Here is a 25,643-nt window from a genome sequence, read left to right as displayed (position 1 = left end):
CCGTCCCATGTTGGGGCGGCTTTTCTCATGCGGGTTTTTGCTCATCCAAGCCTAAGAGATAATCTGTGGAGCACTTAAACAGTTTTGCCATTGTAATAATCGCAGCAGCTGGAATTTCAGTCTTTCCGTTTACCCAATTTGATAGTGTTCTTAGTGACACTCCTAATACCTCTGAAAGATATTGCCGTGACATTTTTCTTCTAACTCTCTCTGCTTCAATGTTCGGAAACATTATCCTCACCACCTTTTGCTCATTTTGGATTTCTTTTTATTATAATAAGCTCGTTTTGAGCAAATGTCAATACTCAAGATGAAACAATATATCCATTTCGAGCAATTTTTTGTTGACTTCCATAGTTGTAAACTTTATAATGTATCTTGTAAAGAGGTGAGCAGTTTGACTTTTGGAGAACGAATTATCCAACTTAGAAAAGAGCATGGGTACACTAGGTTACAGTTTGCTGAAAAAATTGGTATGCCACAAACTACTCTTAGAAATTATGAAACAAACACAAGAGAACCAGGACATTCTTTTATTATTCAAATGGCAAGAGAATTCAATGTTACAACCGATTATCTTTTAGGCCTCAGTGAAAAACAAAAAAAATCCTCCACTCCGAATGAATCGGAAGCGGAGGACTTAAATAAAAAGCATATTTTAGAATCTTATAATGAACTAAATAATCTCGGTCAGACCGAAGCAGCAAAAAGAGTGGAAGAACTCACAGAGATTTCAAAATATCAAAAACGTACTGCTTTCTTAGCTGCTAGAGGAAGGAACGGAGTGCACGTCATTGAATTAACTGACGAGGAACAAAAAGAGCGTAACGAAGCCCCAGAACAAGATTTAGATTTTTAATTGCTTCCATGTATTACCAGTGAATTTTAAATTATAAATCCTCTACTATATAGAGCAGAGGTGAGTTTTATGAATGAATATAAAAATTATAAAGCAGTAAGAAACACAGTCTGGAAGTGTTTAATTGATAATCATATCCAGGAGCTACCGGTAAAAACATCCACATTAGCCAATAACTACAGAGTTAAGATTATAGCCTATAAAGACGCGCATTTTTTAGTTCAGAGAATGCAGGCAGCTCAACAATTAAGCCCTGATGGATTTTGTGTTTGCGATCGCGGATATTTTACTATTTATTACAACGAAACCGCTTATCGACCAAGGCTTCGATTTACGATTGCTCACGAATTGGGGCATATCCTTATGGGCCATCCTCTAACAAGGAATAACATCAGGACATTTAATGTAAACTCAGAATGGGAAGCAGATATTTTCGCTTCTCGTCTTCTGGCACCGGCTTGCATACTTCATGAAATTCATGCACTGGATGCTGAAACAATTGCCTGTGTTTGCGACATATCTTACCAGGCAGCGAAAATCCGAGCACAGCGTATGGCCACACTTGAACAACGCAACGCTTGGTATAAGAGTCCACTAGAAATTCAAGTTATCAAACAGTTTGGTAATTACATATCGTCTTTTAATTTATTTTGAAATCTATATTAGAAATTGCAAACTGGAAATTGCCGCAAAGAAAAGAATGAATCAGGTGAAGATGTTTATCTTTTTCAAGTTTGGGCAATTGGAAGACCTGGCGACGCATCAGCAATTTATACCACTCTCCCTGGCCAAGAACCTGTAAGGCATTGCGCAATCACCGTTGACGAACCCAGCCTTCCTGCAGTTCCGGGTGTAACATCTCTATTTCCACAAGGTTCGTCTGGTATTGATCGCAGTGATCCAGAATCCGAAGCTGAACGTGCCTTTTGGAACGCTTGGTTCTAACTAAAAATAAAAACCGCCCCTCGGCGTTACCAGCACCGGAGGACGGTTCACCATCGGCACCGGGCCGACAGTACGATTAATTTCGCATTAATATTGTACCTGTTTTTGCCCGGGAAATCAAGTCCCGGGCATTTTTATGCCCTTTTTTCAAGAGGTGCGGATAACATGATTTGTAAAAACAAGAAATGTAAACAGGAAATCCCAAACGACGCTTTATTTTGCCTCTATTGCGGGGCTTCACAGGCTGATAAAGCGCACAAACCTAAATCCAGGGGAAACGGTACTGGAACTGTGTATCAACTCCCAAACGGTAAGTATAAGGCGGAAGTCGTCATAGGTTATTTTTTAAAAGACGGAAAACTCAAAAAAGTGCGCAGAACAAAAACATTTACCAGAAAAAAGGATGCGGTGGAGGCACTTCCACAGTTACGATCCGCTGGAAAGCCAGAAAAGGATCCATCGTTATATGAACTGCATGAGATTTTCACATCTTCGAAAAAATACGATAAGCTGAGCAAATCTCAGCAAGACAAGCTCAAATATGCCTGGGAACGGCTTAAACCGATTCATCACCGAGGAATTGCATCTCTCACGGTTGATGAGCTACAGCAATCCATTGATTCAAAGGTAAATACCTATTATCCGGCTCGCGATATGAAGGTTCTTCTGAGCCACTTGTATACACTGGCGATCCAGAGAGAAAAAGTTTCTTACAATAAGACTGAGTACCTGGAATTACCTGAACTAAAAAAGGTTAAAAAGGAAGCATTTACAGAAGACGAGATTCATACTTTTTGGAATGATTACGAAAATCAGCACAATATTTTTACCGGCTATATTCTTTTGATGATATATGCCGGTTTGAGATATGGCGAATTGGCCACAATCTTAAAGAAAAACATTTATTTGGACGAGCAGTATATGATCGGCGGTATAAAAACAGATGCCGGAATCGACCGGGAAATAGCCATTGCAGACCGAATTCTCCCTATCGTTCAATACTTCTATGACCACGGGAAGAAAAAGCTGCTAGAAATGAATGAAGACAATTTCTACACTACCTATTGGGATACGCTTAATAGACTCGGTGTGCGGCATCTTCCCCCTCAGATTTGCCGACATACCTATTTCACCCGTCTCACAGCAGCAGGCGTACAACCCGGTATTATTACCGAAGCCGGTGGCCATTCTGATTACGATACCACACTAAAAAACTATGTACGGATTTCTGTCAAAGATAAGGTCGAAGCAGTCAATAAAATATGAAAACACGGTGGGAATAGAGTGGGAATAGCTCTATTTTTCACCCGTCAGAGTCCCAGAAACATGCACAAAATCCAACTTGTCCAGAAAACAAAAAAGCCGCATGAACACAGCGTTCATGCGGCTTTTGGCGGAGAAGAAGGGATTTGAACCCTTGCGCCAGTTGCCCGACCTACTCCCTTAGCAGGGGAGCCCCTTCACCACTTGGGTACTTCTCCATGTAGGTGAATTCTAATAAACATTTTGACGTAAGAGAAATGTGGCGGAGAGGAAGAGATTCGAACTCTTGGCCCCTTGCGAGGTCACTGGTTTTCAAGACCAGCTCCTTAAACCACTCGGACACCTCTCCGAGTCAATCAGCAACGTGGATTATTATACTGCATTTTTACGGACATGTCAACGGTTTTGTCTTAAATATTTTCTAATTTTTGTAAAAGTCCACACTATACCATCACACTCTCTCCATCACTCCCTGCTTCTTCTTTTCCTATCCCTTCATATCAGTTTATCCCTGCGCTCTAATCAAAGATTTTGCAGTATCCACCTACCTTTTGCATGTCTGGTATGCGCGCAAATAGGTATTAAGAATCATCCGCTCTGTATTCAGCTCGTTTTTCATACATTTTATACCGTATTATACTCTTTCACAATTGATGCAAAATATGAGGTTTCCTTTTTTAAAAATTTTTTTATCCTTCAGTTTATGTTCATCTAATCTTCACATTGGCCATTTATAGTATATACAGACACAAGGAACCCCTAATAATTGCTTGCAAGACTCTTTTTCATAAATTCTTCCTTATCCAATGTAAAAAGCCGCTCCGATTTGGGGCGGCTTTTTACATTGGATCAAAATTAAACAAAATTCGACAGAAGGACAAAAAAGCTGTTGCATCATCCAAGACAATGCAACAGCTAATCTTCAATGGAGGCGACACCCAGATTTGAACTGGGGAATCAGGGTTTTGCAGACCCATGCCTTACCACTTGGCTATGTCGCCAAAAAAATGGAGCGAACGACGAGGCTCGAACTCGCTACCTCCACCTTGGCAAGGTGGCGCTCTACCAGATGAGCTACGTTCGCAAAAGATGGTGCCTCCGGACGGAATCGAACCATCGACACGGGGATTTTCAGTCCCCTGCTCTACCAACTGAGCTACAGAGGCAAATATGGCGACTCGGAACGGGATCGAACCGTCGACCTCTAGCGTGACAGGCTAGCGTTCTAACCAGCTGAACTACCGAGCCGTATTGGTGGGGACAATAGGACTCGAACCTATGACCCCCTGCTTGTAAGGCAGGTGCTCTAACCAGCTGAGCTATACCCCCTACTTGATCGCCGTGTTCATCAGCGACGTGTTATATAATACTACACCTTCCTTTAAATGTCAATGCTTTTTGCAAAGTTTTTTTAACTTTTTTGCGCGCCGTTTTTTAATTCTTTTCGGCGCGCTTTTTCTCCAGGGAATCAGCCAGTGCTTCCAGCTCCTCAACCGTAAACTGATAGGCACGGTTGCAGTATTGGCACTTCGCCTCCATCTTGCCAGTCTCATCTGCAAGCGTACGCAATTCTTCTGGACGCAGCGTAATCAGCGCGTTCCGCACACGCTCTTTGCTGCAAGTACAGACATAGCACATTTGGTATTCGTCCAAAATCTCCAGTTCAAAGCCCTGTAAGGCTGTTTTACACATTTCCTCGATGGTCATCCCTTTGGCAAGCATCGTGGTCACAGGTTCAAGCGTCGAAATATTCTTCTCTAATTGGTCAATGTCAGCCTCTGAAGCACCTGGTAGGACCTGAATCAACAGCCCGCCAGCAAGAATCTGATTCTTGTCCTCTTTACCAACCAGAACGCCCAACGCGCAAACCGTAGGAATTTGCTCGCTTGTCGCGTAATAGTGGGTGATGTCCTCTGCGATTTCCCCGGAAATGATCTCCACCTGACCCATATAGGGTTGTCCTTCACCAAAGTCGCGCAATACGCCCAGAAGACCGTCGTTTCCCACTGCGCGGCCAACGTCCAGCTTCCCGTTCGGCTTAAGCGGCAAATCCACCTCCGGATGCTCCACATAGCCGCGGCAATTGCCGTGGCTGTCAGCAATCGCGACCACCGAACCCAACGGGCCGCCGCCGTTGATCTTCAGAGTCAGCGTGGCATTCTCCTTTTTCAGCATTGAGCCCATGATGGATGCTCCCGTTAAAAGCCGGCCCAGCGCAGCAGTCGCAACAGGGCTGGTATTGTGCACCTGATGCGCAGTGGCAACCAAATAAGTGGAATCCACCGCTGCGGCCATAATTGCGCCGTTCGACGTGATACAACGAATCATTCTATCCATATAAATGCATTCCCGCCAATCTATTATAATTTTCTTGCTACCACCACAATGCGCTCTGTGGTTTCCTTCGGCTCGGAAAAGGTTAAATCCGCAAACATGCGGATTTCTCCGAACCCCGCTTTTTCCAGCATGACACGAAGCTGTGCGGTCTCATAAGCACGCTCATAGAAATGCTCTTCATTTCTATGATAAATATTTCCTTCTCTGCCAAAAAAGTCCAGATCGATCCGCACACGATTCCGTTTTTCCTCATAATGATTCTGCCAAACACAGTACACATCCTCCATATCATAAAGGAAAACCTGGTTTGCCAGCACATACTTATGTTTATAAACCGTATTAACATCAAAAATAAAATATCCGCCAGGATCCATAAAGAGCGATATACGGTCAAACGCCGCTTGGACATCGCTTTCCAGCGTCAAATGGTTGATGCTGTCCAGCGCACAGACCACGGTGCCAACTGTGCCATAGAGGTCTATTTTTTGCATTTTCTGGCACAAAAACAACAGGTCCAGGCCGTTGTCCGCGGCCTTTTGGCGCGCCACGGAAAGCATTGCCATGGACCCATCAATTCCATAGACATCCCAGCCCCGCTTTGCAAGCTCCACAGTCAGGCTGCCCGTACCGCAAGCCAGATCAAGAGCCAGTCCCGGCGAATGTCCCAGACGCTCCAACAGTGCGCAGAGGTAATCGGCACGCCTGGCGTACTCCACATTGTGCGTCAGGCTGTCGTAATACCGGGCAAAGGTTTCGTAGCTCATTCCTGGCCTTCCCCACTGGAGGGCGCCTTCTGATCCAAGCGGCTGAATACCAGCTCATAGCCGTCACAGCCATAATTCAACGACCGGTTGACACGGCTGATGGTCGCTGTGGACGCGCCGGTCTGCGCAACAATATCGCTGTAGACGCGCTTGGTGCTGAGCATATGCGCCACCAGCAGCCGCTGTGACATCGCTTTGATTTCCGGGACGGTACAAAGATCTTCAAAGAAATTATAACACTCGTCCACTGTCTTTAGGGAAAGAATGGCCTGAAACAAAAAATCCACGCTGTCATCTTTGATTTTTGAATTCAAAAATGTCACTTCCTTTATGTTGTTTAGTACGATAAAATTTTAGCATATAAAAGTTAAAAAGTAAAGAGAGCTACACGGAACTTATAGGAATATGACAAATTCATGCTATATTTTATTAATGTTTCACAAGAAATTGCATTACTCCGCAGACGTATGATCGCTCTCAACTTCTATACATGCTTTTTCAATCTCGTCTTTAATCTCTTGCACGCCCTCCCCATTGACTGCAGAAAAGGGAATCAGGCAGGTATCCGGAAGCGTTTCAAACAACTCGCAATACTGTTCCATGCGCTCGATACGCTGCGTCTTATTCAGCTTATCGCTCTTGGTTGCCACAAGCAGGAACGGCAGCCCCACCTGCACCAGGAAATCGATCATATGCAAATCGTCCTTGGTTGGCATATGGCGAAAATCAACGATCTGCACCACAAGGCGGATATTTCGACCTGCGTTCAAATACCCTTCCACCAACTCCGCCCAGCGGAGTTTTTCCAAAGCCGACACCTTTGCGTAGCCGTAGCCAGGAAGATCGACCAGCCGGCACTCCGGCAGCCGGTAAAAATTAATTGTACCGGTCTTCCCTGGCTTTGCACTGACGCGCGCCAGGGACTTCCGGTTCAGCAGCTTGTTGATCAACGAGCTTTTTCCCACATTGGAACGGCCGGAAAAAACAATTTCCGGCGCCTCGGTGGGCGGAAGCTGCTCCGCCCTGCCGGAAGCCGATTCAAACGAAGCATTTTGAAAATTCATAGTGCTCCCACTTTCTTACAAAATTACAAATCACTGCGGGATGGACGGCGCCGTCGTCGCAGGCTGCCCCGCCGGCACCGGCAAAACCCCTGTGGAGTTATGCACAACCCCTGCCTTTGTCTCTGGGGTGCGCACCAGCGCGGCTTCCAAAACCTGATCCACCTTCTGCACCGGCAGAAATGTCACGGAGTCCTTCACCACACTATCGATCTCCGCTAAATCCGGCACGTTGTCAGACGGAATAATCACCGTCTTAACGCCCGCACGGTACGCCGCCATTGTTTTCTCCTTGAGGCCCCCGATTGGCAACACGCGGCCCAGCAGCGTGATCTCCCCTGTCATCGCAACATCGTGGCGAACCGGAACCCGGCACAATGCAGAGGTAATCGCCGTTGCCATCGCCGTGCCCGCAGACGGCCCGTCCTTGGGGATCGCCCCTTCCGGCGCGTGAATATGGATATCATATTTCGTATGGAAATCGTGCTCGATCCCCAGGGAAGAAGCGCGGGTTCGAATGCAGCTGATTGCCGTGCGGGCGGACTCCTTCATCACATCGCCCAGCGAACCGGTCAATTCGATTTTTCCGGTTCCCTCCATCACCGCGACTTCGATCGGCAGGATTTCTCCGCCGACGCTCGTCCACGCCAGCCCGTTGACCAAGCCGATCTCATCGGTTTTGTGCAGATCGTCGTTCTTGAACCGGGCCGGGCCGAGCAGCGGCTCCAGGCTCTTTTGTGTGATGGTAATCCTGGTTTCCGGGTCCTCCACCAATTTTGCCGCGCACTTGCGGCAGAGCGATGCAATCTGCCGCTCCAGATTGCGAACGCCTGCCTCCCGGGTGTAACCGTCAATCAGCGCATGCACCGCCGCCGGCTGGATGCGCACCATTTTCGGAGTGATCCCGTGCTTTTTGTATTGCTTGGGGATCAGGTGCTTTGTGGCAATGTGGAACTTCTCCTCATGTGTGTAGCTGCCAAGCGTAATCACATCCATACGGTCGGCAAGCGGCTCCGGAATGGCGCTGAAATCGTTCGCCGTGGTGATGAACAGCACGTCACTCAGGTCGAACGGCATATCGATATAGTGGTCGTGGAACGCCATGTTCTGCTCCGCGTCCAGCACCTCTAGCAGAGCCGATGCCGGGTCGCCCCGGAAATCGTGGCTCAGCTTGTCGATTTCGTCCAGCAACAGCAACGGATTGCGGGTCCCCGCCTGTTTCATCGCCGCGATGATACGCCCGGGCATGGAACCGACGTATGTCTTACGATGCCCGACGATGTCAGATTCGTCCCGCACGCCGCCCAACGAGACGCGCACATATTTTCTCCCCAGCGCCTCCGCAATGGAGCGCGCAATAGAAGTCTTTCCAACGCCCGGAGGGCCCACCAAACAGATGATCTGCCCCTTGATCTCCGGCGCCAGCTTGCGCACCGCTAGCACCTCCAGAATGCGCTCTTTAACCTTTTTAAGGCCGTAATGCTCCCGATCTAAAATTTTGCGCGCCTTATCCAGATTAATAGATTCTTCGCTGAGGGTGTTCCACGGCAGATCCAAGCAGGTTTCCAGATAACCTAAAATCACGCTGGATTCGTGTGATCCAAATGGCAGTTTCGCCAGACGGTCGCACTCCTTCAGCAGCTTTTTCTCCTGCAGCTCCGGCAGGCACAGTTTGGCAATGCGCTCGCGGAACGTGTCTGCCTCCTCCTGCGGGTTGTCATCCTCCCCCAGCTCATAGGCAATGGCCTTCATCTGCTCCCGCAGATAGTATTCGCGCTGGTTCTGGTCAATTTGCTCTTTGGCCTTCTCGCTGATCTGATTTTCAATTTCCAGCACCTGAATTTCGTTTTTCAGAATGTCGACCAGCTTGTTCAACCGTTTGACCGGAGATGGTTCCTCCAGTATCATTTGCTTCTTTTCAAAGTCAAACATAATATTGGAGGCAATGTAATCCGCCAACTCGCCGCAGTCTTTTTTCTGAACCACACCGACGATGATGTCCGGCGGGATACGGCTGTAGTTTTGCAGATATTCTTCAAAGAGGTTTTGCGTATAGCGAATCAATGCCTCGCCGCGCTGTGTTTTCCGGTAGGCAATCAATTTGCAGGGGGTAACCTTTGCCAGGAGAAACGGGTCGTCGTGCATCTCGTCCGTCATTTCTGCGCGATACAGGCCCTCCACAAACAGGCGCACGCCATCCTCCGGATGCCGCACAAGCTGCTTGATTCTGGCCACAACACCCGTCTGATACAGCTGCTCCTGCCGCGGCTCGTTGTCGGACAAATCCCTCTGCGTCACCAGAAAGATCAGCTGATCGTCCTCCATCGCCTTAGACAGTGCCAAAATGGACTTTTTGCGCCCTACGTCGAACTGCAGCATCATGCCCGGGAACACTACCAAACCGCGCAGAGCCAGCACCGGCAGCAACATGCTTTTATCTTCTTTAGTTTTTTTCATCTCTGTAGTATTCATCTCAGATCCTCCAAACGTGTTTGGCCTGAGCCATACACTTTTAGCAGAAATGGCTGCCGCAGACAAAGCGGCGCCCCGCGCCGCCACGCTGCAACAGCCATCGTGTTTTTAATCGATCGCACACCAGCCCAAAAAAGCTGGTGCGTCACGCGGTATCCTTCCGGCCGCGTTTTCTGGACGTTGTGGTAATCTTGATCTTGACCGGCTTCCGGTCCATATTGTGGGACAGGAGCGGTTCCGCGTTCTCCAGAACGGTTTCCGGGGTGATCGTCACCTTTTCCACCGTAAAGTCCGACGGCACGCTGTACATCAGCGGCGTCAAAATCTCTTCCATGATGCTCCGCAGGCCGCGGGCGCCGGTTTTGCGCTCGATCGTCCTGCGCGCAATTTCCTGCAGTGCCTCCGGCTGAAATTCCAGCTCGACCTTATCCAACTGGAACAGCTTCTTGTACTGGTTAATCAGGCTGTTGCGCGGCTCCGTCAGGATGCGGACCAAAGAGGCTTCATCCAGGCCGTTGAGCGCCGCGATCACCGGCAGACGGCCTACAAGTTCGGGAATCAACCCAAACTTGACCAGATCATGCGGAATCACGTCCTGCATCCAGGCCGTCGTGTCCAGCTCCGTCTTGCTCTTGATATCCGCGCCAAATCCCAGCGTGGAGGACGCGGTGCGCTGCTCCACAATCTTATTCAGCCCGTCGAACGCGCCGCCGCAGATGAACAGGATGTTGGATGTATCAATCTGCAGGAACTCCTGTTGCGGATGCTTCCGGCCGCCCTGCGGGGGCACGTTGGAAACGGTACCTTCCAAAATCTTCAGCAGCGCCTGCTGCACACCTTCACCGCTGACATCGCGCGTGATCGAAGGATTCTCCGACTTGCGGGCAATCTTATCCACTTCGTCGATATAGATAATCCCGCGCTCCGCGCGCTCAATGTCATAATCCGCCGCCTGGATCAGACGCAGCAGAATATTCTCCACGTCCTCGCCCACATATCCGGCTTCCGTCAGAGTGGTAGCGTCCGCGATGGCAAACGGCACATCCAATATCTTCGCCAGCGTCTGTGCAAGCAGCGTCTTACCGACGCCCGTGGGGCCCAACAGGAGCACATTGCTCTTGGTCAGCTCCACATCGTCTTTTCCGTAATAAATGCGCTTGTAATGGTTATACACCGCTACAGACAGCGCAATCTTGGCTTCCTCCTGCCCAATCACATACTCGTCAAGCTGTTTTTTGACTTCCTGCGGCTTTGGCAGTACGGCAGAGGTTTCGTTGTACCCGGTAGCCTTCCGGTTGCTGAGATTGCTCTCATCCTCCAGAATGGACATGCACAATTCAATGCACTCGTCGCAGATATAAACGCCCGGGCCCGCGATCAGACGGCGCGCCTCGCTCTGCGGCTTGCCGCAGAAGGAGCAGCTGATTCCTCTTTCTTTGATTTCATCATTGGGCATACGATTCACCAACCTATCTTAAATCCATCGGGTTTATTGGCTGTGTCAGGTTCAGCGTGTATAGATCACCTTGTCGATCAGTCCGTATTCCTTCGCCTGCTCTGCCGTCATGAAATTATCGCGCTCGGTATCCTGAGCGATGGTTTCAAACGGCTGGCCGGTGCGTTCGGACAAAATCTGGTTCAAACGCTTCTTTGTCTCGATGATATGATTTGTGTGGATGAGAATATCCGTCGCCTGTCCCTGCGCGCCGCCGCTGGGCTGATGAATCATAATATCGCTGTTCGGCAGCGCCAGGCGTTTGCCCTTCGCACCCGCCGCCAGCAGGAACGCGCCCATACTGGCCGCCATGCCCATGCAGATCGTCGAAACGTCACAACGGATGTATTGCATTGTATCATAAATTGCCATACCGGCTGTTACAGAACCGCCGGGGCTGTTGATATACAGGCTGATATCCTTGGTGGGATCCTGGCCTTCCAAGTACAAAAGCTGGGCGACGACCAGGCTGGAGGACGTATCGTTGACCTCCTCTGTCAGCATGATGATACGGTCGTTCAGCAGCCGGGAATAGATATCATAGGAACGCTCGCCACGGCTCGTTTGTTCTACAACATAAGGGACTAAACTCACAGCAATCCTCGATTCTCCGCGCGGCTCAAATAGAAACTTCTGCACTGCCCCCCGCGCGGCGGGAACAGCCTTCTTACGTCGTATAATATAACGGTCGTAAGGCGCACCCTTAAACCTGCGGTAAAAAACCGGTTTAAAGACACGCCTTGTAAGCTTTGACCGCTTTATTTCAGTTTATTCAGCGTCTGTCACAACTGCATTGTCGCGCACCAGCTGAATGGCTTTTCCAACCGCGATATCCTTTACAAGATCCTCCTGCGGGATAAAGGCCTTGACCTTCTCCACTTCCATCTCGTACCCCTTCGCGATCTTCTCGAACTCCGCTTCGATCTCCTCGCCGGACGGCTGGATGTTCTCCAGCGCCGCGATCTTCTCAAGGGCAAGGCGCACTTTAACCTGACGCTCTGCCTGTGGGCGGAAGGAGTTGCGCAGACCTTCCTGATTCATACCTGTATACTGCAGATATGTATCCAGATTCAGTCCCTGGGACTGCAGACGGTATGCAAACTCGCGGATATCCTCATTGATGCGGTTCTGGTACATCGCCTCCGGAATCTCGCCCTGTACCAGCTCTACCAGCTGATCGATCAGCTGGTTCTCCACGTCGTCCTTCGCATTGTTTTCAGCAGTCTCTTCCAACTTCGCTTTAATGTCTGCCTTATATTCGTCCAGCGTATCGAAGTCGCTGACATCCTTCACAAAGTCATCGTCGACTTCCGGCAGCTCCTTCATTTTGATTTCATGCAGCTTAATCTTGAAAACAGACTCTTTTCCGGCAAGCTCCTCAGCCTGATAGTCTTCCGGGAAAGTCACGGTGATGTCGAATTCCTCACCGGTCTTGTGGCCGACAACCTGATCCTCAAAGCCGGGAATAAACTGGCCCGCGCCCAGGCTGAGGCTGTAATTTTCTCCCTTGCCGCCTTCAAACGCAACGCCGTCCACAAAGCCTTCAAAGTCGATCACGGCGATGTCGCCGTTTTCTGCGGCACGGTCTTCCACCGTCACCATGCGGGAGTTGCGGTCCTGCACCTTTTTGATCTCGCCATCGACAGCCTCGTCGGTCACCGCAACCTTGGTCTTCTTGGCGGCGATGCCCTTGTAGCCTTCAATTTCGACTTCCGGCTTCGTCGTAATGGTAGCCTTAAACACAAGGCCGTCCTTACCGGCGGAAACCAGGTCAAAGTCAATTTTATCTTCAATCATATCGAGCTTTGCTTCTTTGACAGCCGCTTCCAGCGCGTCGGGATACAGCGCGTTGATCGCATCTTCATAGAAAACCTGCTCGCCATAGAATTTTTCAACAAATGCGCGCGGGGCTTTTCCCTTGCGGAAACCCGGGATGGTGATTTTCTTATTCTCTTTACGATAAGCCTGATTCAGCGCGTTTTCAAAAGATGCCGCATCAATTTCAACTTCCAGCTGATACCGGTTGGTTTCAACCTGATTGCTTGCTTTCAAAGTCATTTCTTATTTCCTCCTGCAAAAATGCAAATTATCTAAGTTATTATAGCATAACAGTTCAGGATATTCCAGTAGATGTAAAAATATTCAAAAAATGTTCACGCACGGCGATCCTCTGGCGTTTTTACGGCTCCTGAGGCCGTACCAGAAGCGGCATAAAGCCCAAATGGTCGCAGGAAATCAGGACCATTTTGACGCCGCAATACTCGCCGGTAATCGCACGCTTTGCCGCCTGACTGCCGTGGATATGTCCAAAGTAGCAGGTCTTGACTCCGCGCCGGACCAAAACGTCCAAAATCTCCTTGCATTCCGCACCGTCATAGACCGGCGGATAGTGCAAAAAAACAACCGGCTCACCGCCCTGCCGCATGCCGTCGTCGATGGACGCGTTGAGCCGTCCGACCTCGCGGTTAACGATCTTGACATCCTCGTCGCTCTCCGCGTTGTAGAGCCAGCCGCGTGTTCCGCACAGCGCCATGCCGTCCGCCACAACCGCGTCGTTGTGGATCACCCGAATGCTGTAAAAGTCCTTGGACGCAAGAAACTCGTCGATCTTTTTGCGCGTAGACCACCAGTAATCATGATTGCCCTTTAAAATCAGCTTCTTGCCGGGAAGAGAATGAATGAACGCGAAGTCCTTCTCCGCCTCCTCCATCCGCATGGCCCAGGAGATGTCTCCGGCGATCACAACAGTGTCATCCTCCGCTACAACCGCGCGCCAGTTCTTTTCCAGCTTTTCTACATATCCCTGCCAGCCGGCGAATACATCCATCGGCTTATCCGTCCCCAGAGAGAGATGCAGGTCGGCTATTGCAAATACCGCTATTGTAATCGCCCCTTCCGCTTTGTTGTATGGTTTATTCTTCTACGTCCAGCATTTCGAGGACCGACCGCTTCATATCGCCGGCAATACAAGTCTGCGCAAAGCGGACCGGCTTGCCCGCCAGCTCCGCGATCGGCTGTGGAATGGGCGCACCCGTGATTTCATGCAGCGTCCGCACATTTTCCAGGTCGGAATCGACCGCCTTCGCATGATCGACCGCCAGCAGGACGCTGGTTGCAAATTTGTAGGGGTTGGCTGTGGAAACCACTACCGCCGGCGTACCCTGGTCTTCCGTCTCCGCAAGGTACTGCTGGTACACCCGGAGCGCCACCGCCGTATGGGTATCGCTGACATAGTGCGATGATTGATAGACGCCGCCGATGGTTTCCGCTGTCTGGGTATCGTCGCAGAATCCGGCGTAGAACAGCCCGCGCAGTGCATGGAGCACCGCCGCGTCCACCTCGTAGCGGCCCGTTTCGGCAAGCTGCTGCATCCAGCCCGACACCTTTGCGCTGTCGCGGCCCGTCAAATCATAGAGCAGACGCTCCAGGTTGCTGGACACCAGAATATCCATGGAGGGCGAGATGGTTGCAAAGAACCGGCGGTTCCGGTCATATACGCCTGTGCGCAGGAATTCCGTCAGCACGTTGTTCGCGTTGGACGCACAGATCAGCTTATGCACCGGCAGGCCCATCTTCTTAGCATAGTATGCGGCTAAAATATTGCCAAAATTACCAGTCGGCACCACAATATTGATTTCCTGCCCGTTTTGCACCTTCCCCGCTTTCATCAAATCGCAGTAGGCGGAGAAATAATAGACAATCTGCGGCAGAAGGCGGCCCCAATTGATGGAATTCGCGCTGGAGAACATCATGCCGTTGCGCTCCAGTGCCGCCTTCGTCTCTGCGTCGGTAAAGATTTTTTTAACGCCGGTCTGCGCGTCGTCAAAATTGCCCTCGATTGCACAGACGGCGACATTGCCGCCCTCCTGCGTCGTCATCTGCAGCTTTTGCATTGCGCTGACGCCGTTCTGCGGGTAAAACACCATGATCCTCGTGCCGTCTACACCTTTAAAGCCCTCCAGCGCGGCCTTCCCCGTATCACCGGAAGTTGCCACCAGGATGACCGCCGTTTTGTCGGACTGAATCTTTCGCAGGGAGCGGGTCAGCAAATGCGGCAACAGCTGCAAAGCCATATCCTTAAACGCACAAGTGGGGCCGTGCCACAACTCCAGCAGGTTCACCTGTGCAAACCCAGTCTGTACAGAAGCCAGCGGCGCGGGATGCCCGCCGGAAAACTTGCCGTCTCCATACGCTTTTTCCGCGCAGTCCCGGATTTCCTCCGCCGTAAAATCGGTCAAAAAATCGCCCAGAATTCGTTCCGCGCGTTCAATATAAGAGGCGTTTTGCAGCGCGTCCAGCACAGATGCGTCGTATTTGGGAAATGTTTCCGGCACAAAAAGGCCGCCGTCACTGCTGATGCCCTGCGCAATCGCCTGCGCTGCGCTCACCTGTTCCGTTTCATTCCTTGTGCATTTATAATTCATGTCTTTTCCCCCATTTCTTTAGAGCCCATTCCTAAAGCATCCGCGCATTGGGCGTATCCTTTACGAATGGGCTCTCCACCCGTTTCCCCCTGCGGGGCTTGCCGTACTATTTTATAATAGAAACCGCGACTTGTCAAAGAGAAGTGAAAAAACGAAACGCGTTTTCAAACAGAATATCATGGACCAGGCTTTCCGCGTACCCCTGGCGCAGCATCCGCTCCGCGAGAATCTCCACGGATTCCACACCGGTCATATCGTGCGGCAGGTCTGCCCCATCAAAATCACTGCCAATGGCGACTGTCTGTTCCCCTCTGAGTGAAAGGAAATGCTCGATATGCCGCAGCACATCGTCTAACCCCGCAGATCCGCTCTTGCGCAGAAACTTTTCTACAAAAGTCACGCCGACCACACCGCCCTGGTCCCGCAACGCACAAAACTGTTCGTCCGTCAGGTTCCGGGGATGGTTACACAACGCCCGGGCGTTGGAGTGTGTCGCAAGCACCGGCCCCCGCGCGCATGTTAGCGCATCCCAGAACAGCGGCTCGCTCGCATGGGAAATGTCCACAGCAATCCGATGTTCCCCCAGCGACCGCACCACCTGTTTGCCAAATGCTGTCAACCCCTTGGGATGCGTAACTTCTGCTCCATCCCCAACCTCACAGGAATCGTTCCACGTGAGTGTAACGGCCTTTACCCCGCATTGCGCAAAGCGTTCCACGCGTTCCAGTTTTCCGCCGAGCGCGGCGCTGCCCTCCACAGTAAACACCGCACCGCATTTGCCGCCAAGCTTTGCCATTTCAAAATCCTGTGGAGAAACACAGATCCGCATTTGCTCCGGATGGCGCGCCGCCTGCCGAAGCAGCTCTGCATATACATCTTCAAAGTAGGTATACGCTGCCTCTCCACGCAGTTCATCCGGTATCCAAACCGCAAAGCACTGCAGCCACGGGCAATAGTTCCCGCCGCGCCGGAGCGACAGGTGCAGGTCGTTCTCCCAAAGGTCTTGTTTCTGTTTTCGGCACTCCGCGATTGTATCGCAGTGCAAATCAAAATAGTTCATCCATATCCGCCTCCGCTGAACGCATTTTCCAGATGTTCCAGCAGGGGTTCCGGTTCGCCCGCAAGGATACCAATCACGTCAAAGCGCGGCTGCAAATCCGTCGGACGTGCCTGCAAATACATTAACGCCGTGTAAATGATCTTTCGCTGCTTTGCCGGCGTAACTGCCTCCGCAGGACAAGCATAAGCTGACGGCGTGCGTCCCTTTACCTCTGCAAAGACAATATACCGACCGTCTTCCGCGATTATGTCAATTTCTCCAAACCGGCTGTGGTAATTTCGCTCCAAGATGCGGAACCCCTTCGCTTCTAAATACGCCGCCGCGCGGTCCTCCGCATCCCTGCCGGACAGGTGTCTCACCGCACATCCCCCAGGATCTTTTTCAAAAAGGTTCGTCTATGTATCGGGCACGGGCCGTACTGTTTCAACAACTCCACGTGCAATTTGGTCCCGTATCCTTTGTGCTTGGCAAACTGGTATTCCGGGTAGAGTTTGTCCAGCTCACAGAGCAGGCGGTCCCTGCTGACCTTCGCCAAAATGGAAGCAGCTGCGATGTTGGCGGAAAGCGCGTCGCCCTTGATGACCGTCTGTGCGGGAACGTCCAGCGGCGGCATGCGGTTCCCGTCCACCAGGGCAAAATCCGGCCGAACCGCGAGCCCATCGCAGGCGCGTTTCATCGCCAAAAAAGTAGCCTGTAAAATATTGATCTCGTCAATCTCCTGCTCGGTGGCGAACGCGACCGAATAGCTGACCGCCGTTTTTATGATCTCGTCAAACAAAAGCTCCCGCTTTTTCTCGCTCAGTTTTTTGGAATCATTCAGCCCCTCAATTCCGTGATGGTCGGGCAAAATAACAGCGGCAGCGAACACCGGGCCGGCCAGAGGGCCGCGTCCCGCTTCATCGATGCCGCATATCACTGCATAGCCATTCTGTTGCGCCGCCGTTTCATAGGCAAACCAATCCATTGCAACCGTCCTATCTCTTTTTGTATTCAGGACCTGCCCACACGCTCCAGCGTGATCTTCCCCAGCTTGGCGCTGCGGAATTCGTCCAGCACCGCGATGGAGGCGCGCTCCTTATCGATTTCGCCGCCGGAAATCAGCATGCCGCGCTTGCGGCCGACCTGTTCCAGCAATTCGTAGCCCTTTAACGCTTCAAGCCCCGCTTCGTCCAGCTTATAGCGCTGGCACAGGGCCTCCGGGTAAGCGTCCCGCAGGACCTCCAGCAGCCGGGACGCCAGGTGCTCGGTGTCCAGCACTGTATCTTTGACCGCGCCGGTAAACGCCAGATGTTCGCCGACTTCTTTGTCCTCAAATTTCGGCCACAGCACGCCGGGAGTATCCAAAAGCTCAACCCCCTTTGCGATGGTGAACCACTGGTTGCTGCGCGTTACACCGGGACGGTCTTCCACATTGGCCTTTCCGCCCTTGGACAGCTTGTTGATCAGGGAGCTTTTCCCTACATTGGGAACGCCGACCACCATGACACGGATCTGCCGGCAGACCATCCCCTTCGCTTCCCAGGCAGCAATACGGTTCTTCAGCACTTCGCGCACCAGAGGGATGAACCCATTCAGGCCCTTTCCGGTACGGCAGTCCACTGCAATCGCCGGGATGCCCTGCGCCTTGTACTGGGCAATCCAGCGGCTGGTCTGGTTTGTGTCCGCCATATCGCACTTGTTGAGTAAAATGACGCGCGGCTTATTCTGGATCAGCTTGTCCAGAACCGGATTGCGGCTGCTCACGGGAATCCGCGCGTCCACAATCTCTGCCACTGCGTCCACCAGTTTCAGGCTTTTTTCAATCTGTCGTTTGGTCCGGGTCATATGGCCCGGAAACCATTGGATGGACTGTGCTTCGCTCATATCTTCCTCCGCTTGTGCTTTTTACGTTATTGTTCCAAACCGGTTGAACGGAAATACAATGATCTCCGCTTTTCCCAAAACATACCGCTCATCGATCATACCGACCTCATCGCTCCGGCTGTCGTTGGAAACCGCGCGGTTATCGCCCAACACGAATATATACCCCTCCGGAACCGTAAGCGGATACGTATAGTCGGACGGCTGGGTGGTAATTCCATTGCGAATATAATCGCTTTCGTCCAACAGATTTCCATCCACATAGACCCGGCCGGCCTTAAAATCGATGTCCACTGTTTGTCCGCCTGTCGCAATAACCCGTTTAATGATTGGATCAGCCAGCTTCGCTGTGTGCATAATGACCACCACGTCACCCGGCTGCGGCTGGTAAAAATAGCTGGTCAGCAGAACATGGTCTCCGTTGTGCAGGTTGGGCAGCATGGAGGGTCCGCTCACATTGACCACGCGAAGCAGCACGGTGAACAACAGCATTACGGCAATCAGGGAGGAAATCAGCGCTTCCATCCACTCGTAACAATGCGTGACCATTCGGCCCCGCCGGCTTCTGCGGGCTCTTCTTTTCTCCTGGCTGTTCAACAGAAACAATCCCCATTTCCCTTTGTGCGTCCCTTATACCCTGCCGAATTCGGAGAACGGCTGGTAGACCAGCTGTACCTTTCCGATAATATATCTCTGATCGATCATGCCAACCATGGAATCGCGGCTGTCCATGGAGACCGGGCGGTTGTCGCCCAATACAAACACATGGCCGGCCGGTACCGTCTGGGGAAACTCCACGTCGTACTGGTTCCGGGTGATGCCGTTTTCAATGTAGGCGCTTTCATCCAACGGTTCGCCATCCACATACACGATTCCGTTCATAAAGTCAATATCAACCGTCTGGCCTTCCGTCGCAATTACACGCTTGACAATGACTTCGTTCAGCGCTGTTCCCGCGCCGTCCACCACAACCACATCCCCCTGATGGGGCGTGTAGCCGATGCAGGAAACCCACACCTTATACTGATCCTCCAGCGTGGGAATCATCGAAGGCCCGGAAACAGTGATGCTGCGGATCACGAAGGTAAAGAACACCATGATCAGAATCAGAGCGGGGATGATCGCTTCCATCCACTCGTAGCAGCTTTTTGTCCCTTTTCCCAGCCCTGAAGCGGATGAATCCAATGCCTGCACTTCTTCCGGCTCTTCTTCTGTAACAGACCACATTTGCATGAAATCACCTTTTTCTATGATGATAAAGAAAAAAGGGACAGATTCTGTCCCTTTTGCTTACGCGATATCTTATCTGAGCTGCTCCTTGACCTTTGCCGCCTTACCAACTCTGTCACGCAGATAGTAGAGCTTCGCTCTGCGCACACGGCCCTTGCGGATGATTTTTACGCCCTTGACGTTCGGGGAATGCAGCGGGAAAACTCTCTCCACGCCGACGCCGTAGGATACACGGCGGACGGTGAAGGTCTCAGAGATACCGCTGCCCTTGCGGGCAATGACGGTGCCTTCAAACACCTGGATTCTTTCGCGCTCGCCTTCACGAATGTTTACGTCGATGCGGATGGTATCGCCGACGTCGAACTGCGGCATTTCCGCTTTGACAGAATCCTGTGCAATTAATTTCAATGCGTCCATTTGTTATTTCCTCCTAATAATCAGAACATTCATGCCAGGTTTGAACCAGCAGAGGACTGTCCGCTTCAATGTCACGGAATTTTCCGGGCACTGAACCCCACCGAATAACGCGGCGGTTTCCAAATGCCTATATATCATACCACAATCCGCCAAAAGGCGCAAGATTTTTTTGCGTATTACGCGAAGTTTTTCAGGTTTTCATCATATAAATCGGTCCGGCGGATTTGCGCGTACAGATCAAGCCCCAATTCCGCCTTCACAGCGTCCAGCATAAGGGTCGGGTTGACATTCATCGTGCTGCCCGCGGGCAAAATCGCAGAGATCCGAACCTGGCCGTTATCGGTAAAAACTCTGACATGGTCCAGGTATGGGCGAATATCAAAATCCACAAAGCCGCTCTTGGTGTGCTTTGGCACCACCAGCGTCTCTGATTGGAGCAGCGCTGCAATCCGGCCAGCAGTTTCCTCCGCATCCCGCCCTTCCGGGTCGAGCGTCAGCTCATAGGAGGCGTAGGCGATTTTTCCGGGCTTCATCACAGGTTCCGTAACGGCAAACACCGGAATATCGTCCGGAAGCGCTTCATTCAGCCGCGCAATGATCTCCTCATCGGTCATAGTTCCCTCGTCGTCCAGCTTGATGTCCACGCTTTCCCTCTCCCCGGCAACACCGAGCGAGAGCGGCAGCGCGAACGTCAAAAACGCGCGTGGGTTAAATCCCTGCGTATACCACAGAGGGATTTTCGCCCGGTGGATCGCACGGGCCATGCAACGGTTTAAATCCAGATGGGAGATATACCGGGCCGTCCCCACCTTCCGGAACCAGATTCTAACGGGCCTCATGGCAGATTCCTCCTTTGAAGCAGGCCGCCCCGCAGGCGGAACAGGATTCCCGGCAGTTGGGCGTGGTCGTATCCGCGTAGGCTCTCTGGCACTCCTCAATCAAAAATTCTTTGCGGATTCCATAATCCAGATGGTCCCACGGCAGAACCTCGTCGAAGCTCCGGCGGCGGTTGGCGTAGAATTCCGGCTCTACGCCGCAGGCGGCGAACGCTTCCCGCCATTTGGACAGGGAAAAATAATCGTTCCATCCATCGAATTTACAGCCCAATGCGTGCGCCTTCTCTAAAACCGCACACAGGCGGCGGTCGCCGCGCGCAAATACCGCTTCCATAAAACTGGTGTCCGCGTCGTGGTAGTTGCATGTTACCTTGCGGCTTGTGACGGAACGAACCAGATGCTTCTGCTTTTGGCGCAGCGTCTCAATGGTGTCCTGCGGCTCCCACTGGAACGGCGTAAAAGGCTTTGGCACAAAGGAAGACGCGCTCACCGTCACGGACACGCCGCGGCCCTTGGGTTTGTCCGGGTTCGCGTAATACGCGTTCACCACCTTCTGTCCAAGCTCCGCAATGCCTGCCACATCCTCAAGCGTCTCTGTCGGCAGGCCAATCATAAAGTACAGTTTAATCGTACTCCACCCGCCGGAAAACGCCATGTTGACAGTCTTCATCAGCTCGTCTTCCTTGACGTTTTTGTTAATCACGTCGCGGAGACGCTGCGTCCCGGCCTCCGGCGCAAAGGTCAAACCGCTCTTCCGGACGGTCTTAATCTTGCTTGTCAGTTCGTCGGTAAAGCCATCCACCCGCAGAGACGGCAGGGAAACACTGGTCTTATCCTCCTTGGTCCATTCCATAAGGCGGTCCAGCAGGGGGTGCAACGCTGTGTAATCGCTGGTGCTGAGTGAGGAAAGCGAAATCTCGTTATAACCTGTGTTACTGCAAAGATCAAAGCACTGTTGATTGACAACCTCCACGGATTTTTCCCGCACCGGGCGGTAAATGAATCCCGCCTGACAGAAACGGCAACCGCGGATGCAGCCGCGGAACACCTCCGCCACCGTGCGGTCGTGGACGATCTCGATATACGGCACAACAAACTTATCTGGGAAATAGGACCGGTCCATATCCAGCATCAGGCGCTTTGTTACCTTTGCCGGAACGCCCTCCTCCGGCGTGACCGCCGCAATGGTTTGATCGTCGTTATACGTGACCGTATAGAGTGAAGGCACGTACACGCCGGGAATCTGCGCGGCCGCAAACAGGAATTCCCGCTTGGAACGTCCCTCCTTTTTGCAGGTCCGGTACAGGTCGACCACTTCCAGGTCGACCTCCTCACCCTCGCCTAAAAAGAACAAATCGACAAAATCCGCCAGCGGCTCCGGGTTGCAGGCACAGGGTCCGCCGGCAACCACCAGGTGCTCCAAACCGGGCCGGTCCGCACTGCGCAGGGGAATCCCCGCCAGCTCCAGCATATTCAAAATGTTGCTGTAGCTCAGCTCGTATTGCAGCGTAAAGCCCAGAATGTCAAACTGGCGGAGGCTGTCTCCGCTTTCCAGCGCAAATAACTCCACCCCATGGTCCCGCATCTGCTGTTCCATATCCACCCAGGGAGCGAACACGCGCTCGCACCAGATATACGCCTTTTCGTTCAGCAGGCTGTACAGAATTTTCATGCCCAGGTGGGACATCCCCACTTCGTAGGTATCCGGAAAGCAGAACGCGAAACGCACATCCACCTCCCGCGGGTCTTTCATAACGGCGTTTAACTCTCCGCCGACATATCTTCCCGGCTTCTGCACCTGCGCCAGAAGCCGTTCTATCTTTTGATTCACCAAACACTTATCCTCCGGGGAAATACTCCGGCCGCTTCCGCAAGCCGTGGATTTTATTATACTTCCCCGAAGGATGCTTTGCAACCTAAATCCGGGTTCTCTTGAGCAAAAGCAGGAGCATCAGGTAACAGCTGATCAGCAGCAAAGAAAAATTGTACCGGGAGCGCAGCAGCAGCCAAAACCCCGCGACCGCCAGCGGCAGCAGTGTCAGGAACGAAAGCACGGACGACACCTTTTCCGCCTTTTCTTCCGGAACCCGCATGCAGAGCAGCGCATAGAGCGCCTGCCCGCCGTCGAGCGGCCCTACCGGAAGTAAGTTCATTGCGCCGATGAGCAGGTTAGCCGCTGCAAATTTAGTACCGCCGTTTCCCGTCAAAAAGCAGCCCGCCAGCAAAAGCAGATTTACACAGGGCCCTGCAAGAGACAGAGCCAGTTCCCGCGGATAGCTGGTCTCCCCTCCCTGCTTGACAATATCCACACCGAACGGACTGAGACAGATGCGTTTTGGTGTGTGGCCGCCGGCACATAGAACTGCCATATGTCCGCACTCATGCAGGATCGTCGCCAACATTCCCGGCAACGCCATGCCGCCCGTATCCACCAACAGAAAAAATGCAACCGCCGCCACAAACAGGAATCCCACCTGCACCCGGCAGCCTCCTATTGTAAATGCCACTATTTGCTGGACGCTTCCGATCCGGACGCATCCGAACTGGATTCCTCCGGCGGCGCGGAAACCGGCGGGATCAGCTCCAAAACTTTGGTTTTGACCTGGTCAATCTGTTCCTCCGCAACAATGGAATTGGATGCGTTTTTCATGTACCAGCTCCGCACCGTATCGTACCACTCGCCGCCAAAGGCTTTTAACACCAGCGCTGCCACGATGAGCAGCGCGCAAACCGAAATCTGCACGATGGTCAACAGCCAGGAGCTGGTTTTTTTCGCCTTGCTCCGGAGCGCCCGCTGATGATCAGGATCTTCCCCCAAGTTCTCCCGATCTTGTTCCAGCAAGTCCCGTTTGTATTCTTCCTCATAAAATTCGTCCATTTTCGTTCCCCCTGTGTCTTTCTGCAATGGTTGTCTATTCATCATATGACACGCAGGGCCTGAAAATCACAAAACCGCTCCCAAAATCGGGAACGGTTGTAAATTTATATTCTGTTTATTTTGCTTCCTTTAAAAAGCCGCCGTCCATGACGCCCGCTTCCGCTTCCAGCAGCTTCTGAATTTCCTGCTCAATGCGGTCCTCATATGCCAGCAGACATTCCAGAATCCGGGGATTAAACATGCCGCATTCCCCATTCAGGATCATCTGAATCGCCTTGTCATGCGAATAGGCAGGCTTGTACACCCGCTTGCTGGTCAACGCATCGTAGACGTCCGCCAGAGAAACCACCTGCGCGCTCAGCGGAATCGCATCCCCCGCCAGGCCGTCCGGATAGCCCCGTCCATCCCAGCGCTCGTGATGGTGGCGGCAGATGTCAAAGCAATAGCGGATATAGGTCTGGTCGTGGATATGCTCGATATCCCCGAGGATGTCCCCGCCCTTGACCGTGTGCGCTTTCATGACCTCAAATTCTTCCGTTGTCAATTTGCCGGGCTTGTTCAGGATATTCTCCGGCACCGCAATTTTTCCTATGTCATGCAGCACCGCCGCGTTGGAGATTTCCTCAATGATGTCCTCCGTCAATCCGTATTCCGGATAGCGCCGGGCCAGTTCCTGCAACAGCAGCGCGGAAACGCAGCGGATCCGGCGCGTATGCAGCCCGGATTCCCCGTTGCGAAATTCCACAACCGTGCTCAGGGTATCAATCATAAACAGGTTGCTCTGCTTGAGCTTCTGCGTCTGCTTCTGCACCAGGTATTCCAAATGGTCGCGGTGGCGGTACAAATCAATGAGGTTGGCCACCCGGCGGCGGACGATGCTGGCACTGAACGGCCGGCCGATAAAGTCGGAAACGCCGAGCTCATAGCCCTTCAAAACCTGCTCGTCGGAATCGTCGGAGGAAATCATTACAATGGGCATCCGCTTGATCCAGCCCCGGCGGTTCATGGTTTCCAGCACTTGAAAACCGTCGACCTTCGGCATAATGTAATCCAAAAGAATTGCAGATATCTGCTCCAGATTGCTCTCGATCAATTGCAGCGCCTGTTCGCCGTCCTCCGCCTCCAGGACCGTATATTGACCGTCGAAGGCTTCTGAAAGAATTGCGCGGTTTAGTTCAATATCGTCTACAATCAAAATGACGGGAAGACTGTTCGCGTCCAATTCGTTTACCCCTTTCAGTCCAGCAGCGCAAGGCACCGGATGATCCGTTCGTACTCCTGCTGGATCGACGCAAAGCGCTCGTCGATATGTTCCAGCTGTCCGGCCCGCAAATCCTCTACCATTTGAGAACAGAAGCGGTAAAGCGCGTCCATCCCCAGGTTTCCGGAAATCCCTTTGAGCGTATGTGCCGCCCGAAGCATCCCGTCCGTATCTTCCGTACGTTTTGCCTCACACAGCTCCATATAAGTCTTATCCTGCGAAAATTTCCGAATAAAGCGCTCCATCAGCGCGCGATTGCCGGAAAAACGGTTCAGCAGCGTTTTCTCATCTACCTGCAGCTGAATCATAGCCTCCTGAAAATCCATGGGACAATCGCTCCTTCCCTCATTTTTAATCATACAATCTATGTAATCAACCAAATTTCGCTGGGTCAATTTAGGCTTTTCCATTATACATCGAAACCTGATAAAACACAAACAAATTCTTTCTATCTATTTCCTTTTTGGCATTTATTAACAAA

27 protein-coding genes and 7 tRNA genes are annotated in these 25,643 nt (G+C 51.9%); 3 read left to right on the top strand and 31 right to left on the bottom strand.

Features of this window, described 5'->3' with window-relative positions; all coding sequences use genetic code 11:
- Positions 1 to 25: 25 nt before the first annotated feature.
- Entirely contained in the window at positions 26 to 232 is a 207-nt protein-coding gene (locus tag BN2106_RS15570; RefSeq protein WP_074017463.1) for a helix-turn-helix domain-containing protein, read from the bottom strand.
- 165 nt (positions 233 to 397) lie between these two features.
- On the opposite strand from BN2106_RS15570, the gene BN2106_RS07700 reads away from it, so the two are divergent.
- The 3 genes from BN2106_RS07700 to BN2106_RS07690 all read left to right on the top strand — a co-directional run bounded on the left by BN2106_RS07700 (position 398) and on the right by BN2106_RS07690 (position 3,070).
- Positions 398 to 859 carry a helix-turn-helix domain-containing protein gene (locus tag BN2106_RS07700; RefSeq protein ID WP_050697975.1) on the top strand — a complete coding sequence of 154 codons (462 nt, stop codon included), beginning with the start codon at positions 398 to 400 and terminating at the stop codon, positions 857 to 859.
- A 69-nt stretch (positions 860 to 928) separates the two neighbouring features.
- A complete protein-coding gene (locus BN2106_RS07695) occupies positions 929 to 1,513 on the top strand; it encodes an ImmA/IrrE family metallo-endopeptidase (protein WP_050697974.1) in 585 nt (194 codons plus the stop codon).
- 456 nt (positions 1,514 to 1,969) lie between these two features.
- Positions 1,970 to 3,070 carry a tyrosine-type recombinase/integrase gene (locus BN2106_RS07690; RefSeq protein ID WP_050697973.1) on the top strand — a complete coding sequence of 367 codons (1,101 nt, stop codon included), beginning with the start codon at positions 1,970 to 1,972 and terminating at the stop codon, positions 3,068 to 3,070.
- 125 nt (positions 3,071 to 3,195) lie between these two features.
- Here BN2106_RS07690 and BN2106_RS07685 read toward each other — a convergent pair.
- The 30 genes from BN2106_RS07685 to BN2106_RS07540 form a co-directional block, all read right to left on the bottom strand.
- Positions 3,196 to 3,285 (bottom strand) — tRNA-Ser (locus tag BN2106_RS07685).
- 42 nt (positions 3,286 to 3,327) lie between these two features.
- Positions 3,328 to 3,416, bottom strand: a tRNA-Ser gene (locus BN2106_RS07680).
- 577 nt (positions 3,417 to 3,993) lie between these two features.
- Positions 3,994 to 4,068: transfer RNA gene (locus tag BN2106_RS07675), tRNA-Cys, on the bottom strand.
- Positions 4,069 to 4,075: 7 nt separating this feature from the next.
- Positions 4,076 to 4,151 (bottom strand) — tRNA-Gly (locus BN2106_RS07670).
- Positions 4,152 to 4,157: 6 nt separating this feature from the next.
- A tRNA-Phe gene (locus BN2106_RS07665) sits at positions 4,158 to 4,233 on the bottom strand.
- 5 nt (positions 4,234 to 4,238) lie between these two features.
- Positions 4,239 to 4,315, bottom strand: a tRNA-Asp gene (locus tag BN2106_RS07660).
- A 4-nt stretch (positions 4,316 to 4,319) separates the two neighbouring features.
- Positions 4,320 to 4,396 (bottom strand) — tRNA-Val (locus BN2106_RS07655).
- 105 nt (positions 4,397 to 4,501) lie between these two features.
- Positions 4,502 to 5,404: an Hsp33 family molecular chaperone HslO gene (hslO, locus tag BN2106_RS07650; RefSeq protein ID WP_050697972.1), complete on the bottom strand. Its 903-nt coding sequence runs from the start codon at positions 5,402 to 5,404 to the stop codon at positions 4,502 to 4,504.
- Positions 5,405 to 5,427: 23 nt separating this feature from the next.
- On the bottom strand, positions 5,428 to 6,168 hold the full coding sequence (locus BN2106_RS07645) for a class I SAM-dependent DNA methyltransferase (RefSeq protein ID WP_050697971.1): 741 nt from the start codon (positions 6,166 to 6,168) through the stop codon (positions 5,428 to 5,430).
- Entirely contained in the window at positions 6,165 to 6,482 is a 318-nt protein-coding gene (locus BN2106_RS07640; protein WP_050697970.1) for a YerC/YecD family TrpR-related protein, read from the bottom strand. Before BN2106_RS07640 ends, BN2106_RS07645 begins: the two co-directional genes overlap by 4 nt.
- A gap of 138 nt (positions 6,483 to 6,620) precedes the next feature.
- Positions 6,621 to 7,232: a ribosome biogenesis GTP-binding protein YihA/YsxC gene (yihA, locus tag BN2106_RS07635; protein WP_050697969.1), complete on the bottom strand. Its 612-nt coding sequence runs from the start codon at positions 7,230 to 7,232 to the stop codon at positions 6,621 to 6,623.
- A 30-nt stretch (positions 7,233 to 7,262) separates the two neighbouring features.
- Complete coding sequence (gene lon, locus BN2106_RS07630; protein WP_242846276.1) at positions 7,263 to 9,701, bottom strand: endopeptidase La; 2,439 nt, start codon at positions 9,699 to 9,701, stop codon at positions 7,263 to 7,265.
- 145 nt (positions 9,702 to 9,846) lie between these two features.
- Positions 9,847 to 11,157: an ATP-dependent Clp protease ATP-binding subunit ClpX gene (gene clpX / locus BN2106_RS07625; protein ID WP_050697968.1), complete on the bottom strand. Its 1,311-nt coding sequence runs from the start codon at positions 11,155 to 11,157 to the stop codon at positions 9,847 to 9,849.
- Positions 11,158 to 11,208: 51 nt separating this feature from the next.
- Positions 11,209 to 11,790 (bottom strand): ATP-dependent Clp endopeptidase proteolytic subunit ClpP, encoded by a 582-nt coding sequence (gene clpP / locus BN2106_RS07620; RefSeq protein ID WP_050697967.1) that lies wholly within the window; start codon positions 11,788 to 11,790, stop codon positions 11,209 to 11,211.
- Positions 11,791 to 11,964: 174 nt separating this feature from the next.
- On the bottom strand, positions 11,965 to 13,254 hold the full coding sequence (gene tig, locus BN2106_RS07615; protein ID WP_050697966.1) for a trigger factor: 1,290 nt from the start codon (positions 13,252 to 13,254) through the stop codon (positions 11,965 to 11,967).
- Between the two features lie 121 nt (positions 13,255 to 13,375).
- Complete coding sequence (locus BN2106_RS07610; protein WP_050697965.1) at positions 13,376 to 14,077, bottom strand: metallophosphoesterase; 702 nt, start codon at positions 14,075 to 14,077, stop codon at positions 13,376 to 13,378.
- 31 nt (positions 14,078 to 14,108) lie between these two features.
- Entirely contained in the window at positions 14,109 to 15,620 is a 1,512-nt protein-coding gene (gene thrC / locus BN2106_RS07605) for a threonine synthase (protein ID WP_050697964.1), read from the bottom strand.
- Between the two features lie 133 nt (positions 15,621 to 15,753).
- Positions 15,754 to 16,680: a dipeptidase gene (locus BN2106_RS07600; RefSeq protein ID WP_050697963.1), complete on the bottom strand. Its 927-nt coding sequence runs from the start codon at positions 16,678 to 16,680 to the stop codon at positions 15,754 to 15,756.
- Positions 16,677 to 17,039 (bottom strand): YraN family protein, encoded by a 363-nt coding sequence (locus BN2106_RS07595; protein ID WP_074017462.1) that lies wholly within the window; start codon positions 17,037 to 17,039, stop codon positions 16,677 to 16,679. The genes BN2106_RS07600 and BN2106_RS07595 overlap by 4 nt, the downstream gene beginning before the upstream one ends.
- A complete protein-coding gene (locus BN2106_RS07590) occupies positions 17,036 to 17,644 on the bottom strand; it encodes a ribonuclease HII (RefSeq protein ID WP_050697962.1) in 609 nt (202 codons plus the stop codon). Before BN2106_RS07590 ends, BN2106_RS07595 begins: the two co-directional genes overlap by 4 nt.
- 26 nt (positions 17,645 to 17,670) lie before the next feature.
- On the bottom strand, positions 17,671 to 18,543 hold the full coding sequence (ylqF, locus tag BN2106_RS07585; RefSeq protein WP_050697961.1) for a ribosome biogenesis GTPase YlqF: 873 nt from the start codon (positions 18,541 to 18,543) through the stop codon (positions 17,671 to 17,673).
- 21 nt (positions 18,544 to 18,564) lie between these two features.
- On the bottom strand, positions 18,565 to 19,089 hold the full coding sequence (lepB, locus tag BN2106_RS07580) for a signal peptidase I (RefSeq protein WP_050697960.1): 525 nt from the start codon (positions 19,087 to 19,089) through the stop codon (positions 18,565 to 18,567).
- Between the two features lie 81 nt (positions 19,090 to 19,170).
- A complete protein-coding gene (gene lepB, locus BN2106_RS07575) occupies positions 19,171 to 19,773 on the bottom strand; it encodes a signal peptidase I (protein WP_242846275.1) in 603 nt (200 codons plus the stop codon).
- A 69-nt stretch (positions 19,774 to 19,842) separates the two neighbouring features.
- Positions 19,843 to 20,187, bottom strand: a complete 345-nt coding sequence (gene rplS, locus BN2106_RS07570) for a 50S ribosomal protein L19 (RefSeq protein ID WP_050697959.1) — start codon at positions 20,185 to 20,187, stop codon at positions 19,843 to 19,845.
- A gap of 176 nt (positions 20,188 to 20,363) precedes the next feature.
- Positions 20,364 to 21,026: a TIGR03936 family radical SAM-associated protein gene (locus tag BN2106_RS07565; RefSeq protein WP_050697958.1), complete on the bottom strand. Its 663-nt coding sequence runs from the start codon at positions 21,024 to 21,026 to the stop codon at positions 20,364 to 20,366.
- Positions 21,013 to 22,854: a TIGR03960 family B12-binding radical SAM protein gene (locus BN2106_RS07560; protein WP_050698466.1), complete on the bottom strand. Its 1,842-nt coding sequence runs from the start codon at positions 22,852 to 22,854 to the stop codon at positions 21,013 to 21,015. The genes BN2106_RS07565 and BN2106_RS07560 overlap by 14 nt, the downstream gene beginning before the upstream one ends.
- A gap of 85 nt (positions 22,855 to 22,939) precedes the next feature.
- Complete coding sequence (locus tag BN2106_RS07555; protein ID WP_050697957.1) at positions 22,940 to 23,503, bottom strand: site-2 protease family protein; 564 nt, start codon at positions 23,501 to 23,503, stop codon at positions 22,940 to 22,942.
- Between the two features lie 26 nt (positions 23,504 to 23,529).
- Positions 23,530 to 23,901, bottom strand: coding sequence for a hypothetical protein (locus BN2106_RS07550; RefSeq protein WP_050697956.1), 372 nt, complete (start codon positions 23,899 to 23,901; stop codon positions 23,530 to 23,532).
- Between the two features lie 115 nt (positions 23,902 to 24,016).
- Positions 24,017 to 25,123: an HD-GYP domain-containing protein gene (locus BN2106_RS07545; RefSeq protein WP_207641706.1), complete on the bottom strand. Its 1,107-nt coding sequence runs from the start codon at positions 25,121 to 25,123 to the stop codon at positions 24,017 to 24,019.
- A 14-nt stretch (positions 25,124 to 25,137) separates the two neighbouring features.
- Entirely contained in the window at positions 25,138 to 25,488 is a 351-nt protein-coding gene (locus BN2106_RS07540) for an Hpt domain-containing protein (protein ID WP_050697955.1), read from the bottom strand.
- Between the last annotated feature and the right edge of the window lie 155 nt (positions 25,489 to 25,643).

The organism is Anaeromassilibacillus senegalensis, from assembly GCF_001261775.1.
In the GTDB taxonomy this organism is placed as follows: domain Bacteria; phylum Bacillota; class Clostridia; order Oscillospirales; family Acutalibacteraceae; genus Anaeromassilibacillus; species Anaeromassilibacillus senegalensis.
This window is presented reverse-complemented; position numbering and strand designations above follow the sequence as displayed.

Bases quoted from the DNA above. Each gene is read 5' to 3' on its own strand.
- hslO (WP_050697972.1), bottom strand. From the start codon at position 5,404: ATGGATAGAATGATTCGTTGTATCACGTCGAACGGCGCAATTATGGCC.
- lepB (WP_242846275.1), bottom strand. From the start codon at position 19,773: ATGCAAATGTGGTCTGTTACAGAAGAAGAGCCGGAAGAAGTGCAGGCA.
- lon (WP_242846276.1), bottom strand. From the start codon at position 9,701: ATGAATACTACAGAGATGAAAAAAACTAAAGAAGATAAAAGCATGTTG.
- lepB (WP_050697960.1), bottom strand. From the start codon at position 19,089: ATGGTCACGCATTGTTACGAGTGGATGGAAGCGCTGATTTCCTCCCTG.
- BN2106_RS07600 (WP_050697963.1), bottom strand. From the start codon at position 16,680: ATGAACTATTTTGATTTGCACTGCGATACAATCGCGGAGTGCCGAAAA.
- BN2106_RS15570 (WP_074017463.1), bottom strand. From the start codon at position 232: ATGTTTCCGAACATTGAAGCAGAGAGAGTTAGAAGAAAAATGTCACGG.
- BN2106_RS07695 (WP_050697974.1), top strand. From the start codon at position 929: ATGAATGAATATAAAAATTATAAAGCAGTAAGAAACACAGTCTGGAAG.
- BN2106_RS07590 (WP_050697962.1), bottom strand. From the start codon at position 17,644: ATGGATTGGTTTGCCTATGAAACGGCGGCGCAACAGAATGGCTATGCA.
- clpX (WP_050697968.1), bottom strand. From the start codon at position 11,157: ATGCCCAATGATGAAATCAAAGAAAGAGGAATCAGCTGCTCCTTCTGC.
- thrC (WP_050697964.1), bottom strand. From the start codon at position 15,620: ATGAATTATAAATGCACAAGGAATGAAACGGAACAGGTGAGCGCAGCG.
- rplS (WP_050697959.1), bottom strand. From the start codon at position 20,187: ATGGACGCATTGAAATTAATTGCACAGGATTCTGTCAAAGCGGAAATG.
- BN2106_RS07645 (WP_050697971.1), bottom strand. From the start codon at position 6,168: ATGAGCTACGAAACCTTTGCCCGGTATTACGACAGCCTGACGCACAAT.
- tig (WP_050697966.1), bottom strand. From the start codon at position 13,254: ATGACTTTGAAAGCAAGCAATCAGGTTGAAACCAACCGGTATCAGCTG.
- BN2106_RS07540 (WP_050697955.1), bottom strand. From the start codon at position 25,488: ATGGATTTTCAGGAGGCTATGATTCAGCTGCAGGTAGATGAGAAAACG.
- ylqF (WP_050697961.1), bottom strand. From the start codon at position 18,543: ATGAGCGAAGCACAGTCCATCCAATGGTTTCCGGGCCATATGACCCGG.
- BN2106_RS07565 (WP_050697958.1), bottom strand. From the start codon at position 21,026: ATGAGGCCCGTTAGAATCTGGTTCCGGAAGGTGGGGACGGCCCGGTAT.
- yihA (WP_050697969.1), bottom strand. From the start codon at position 7,232: ATGAATTTTCAAAATGCTTCGTTTGAATCGGCTTCCGGCAGGGCGGAG.
- BN2106_RS07690 (WP_050697973.1), top strand. From the start codon at position 1,970: ATGATTTGTAAAAACAAGAAATGTAAACAGGAAATCCCAAACGACGCT.
- BN2106_RS07550 (WP_050697956.1), bottom strand. From the start codon at position 23,901: ATGGACGAATTTTATGAGGAAGAATACAAACGGGACTTGCTGGAACAA.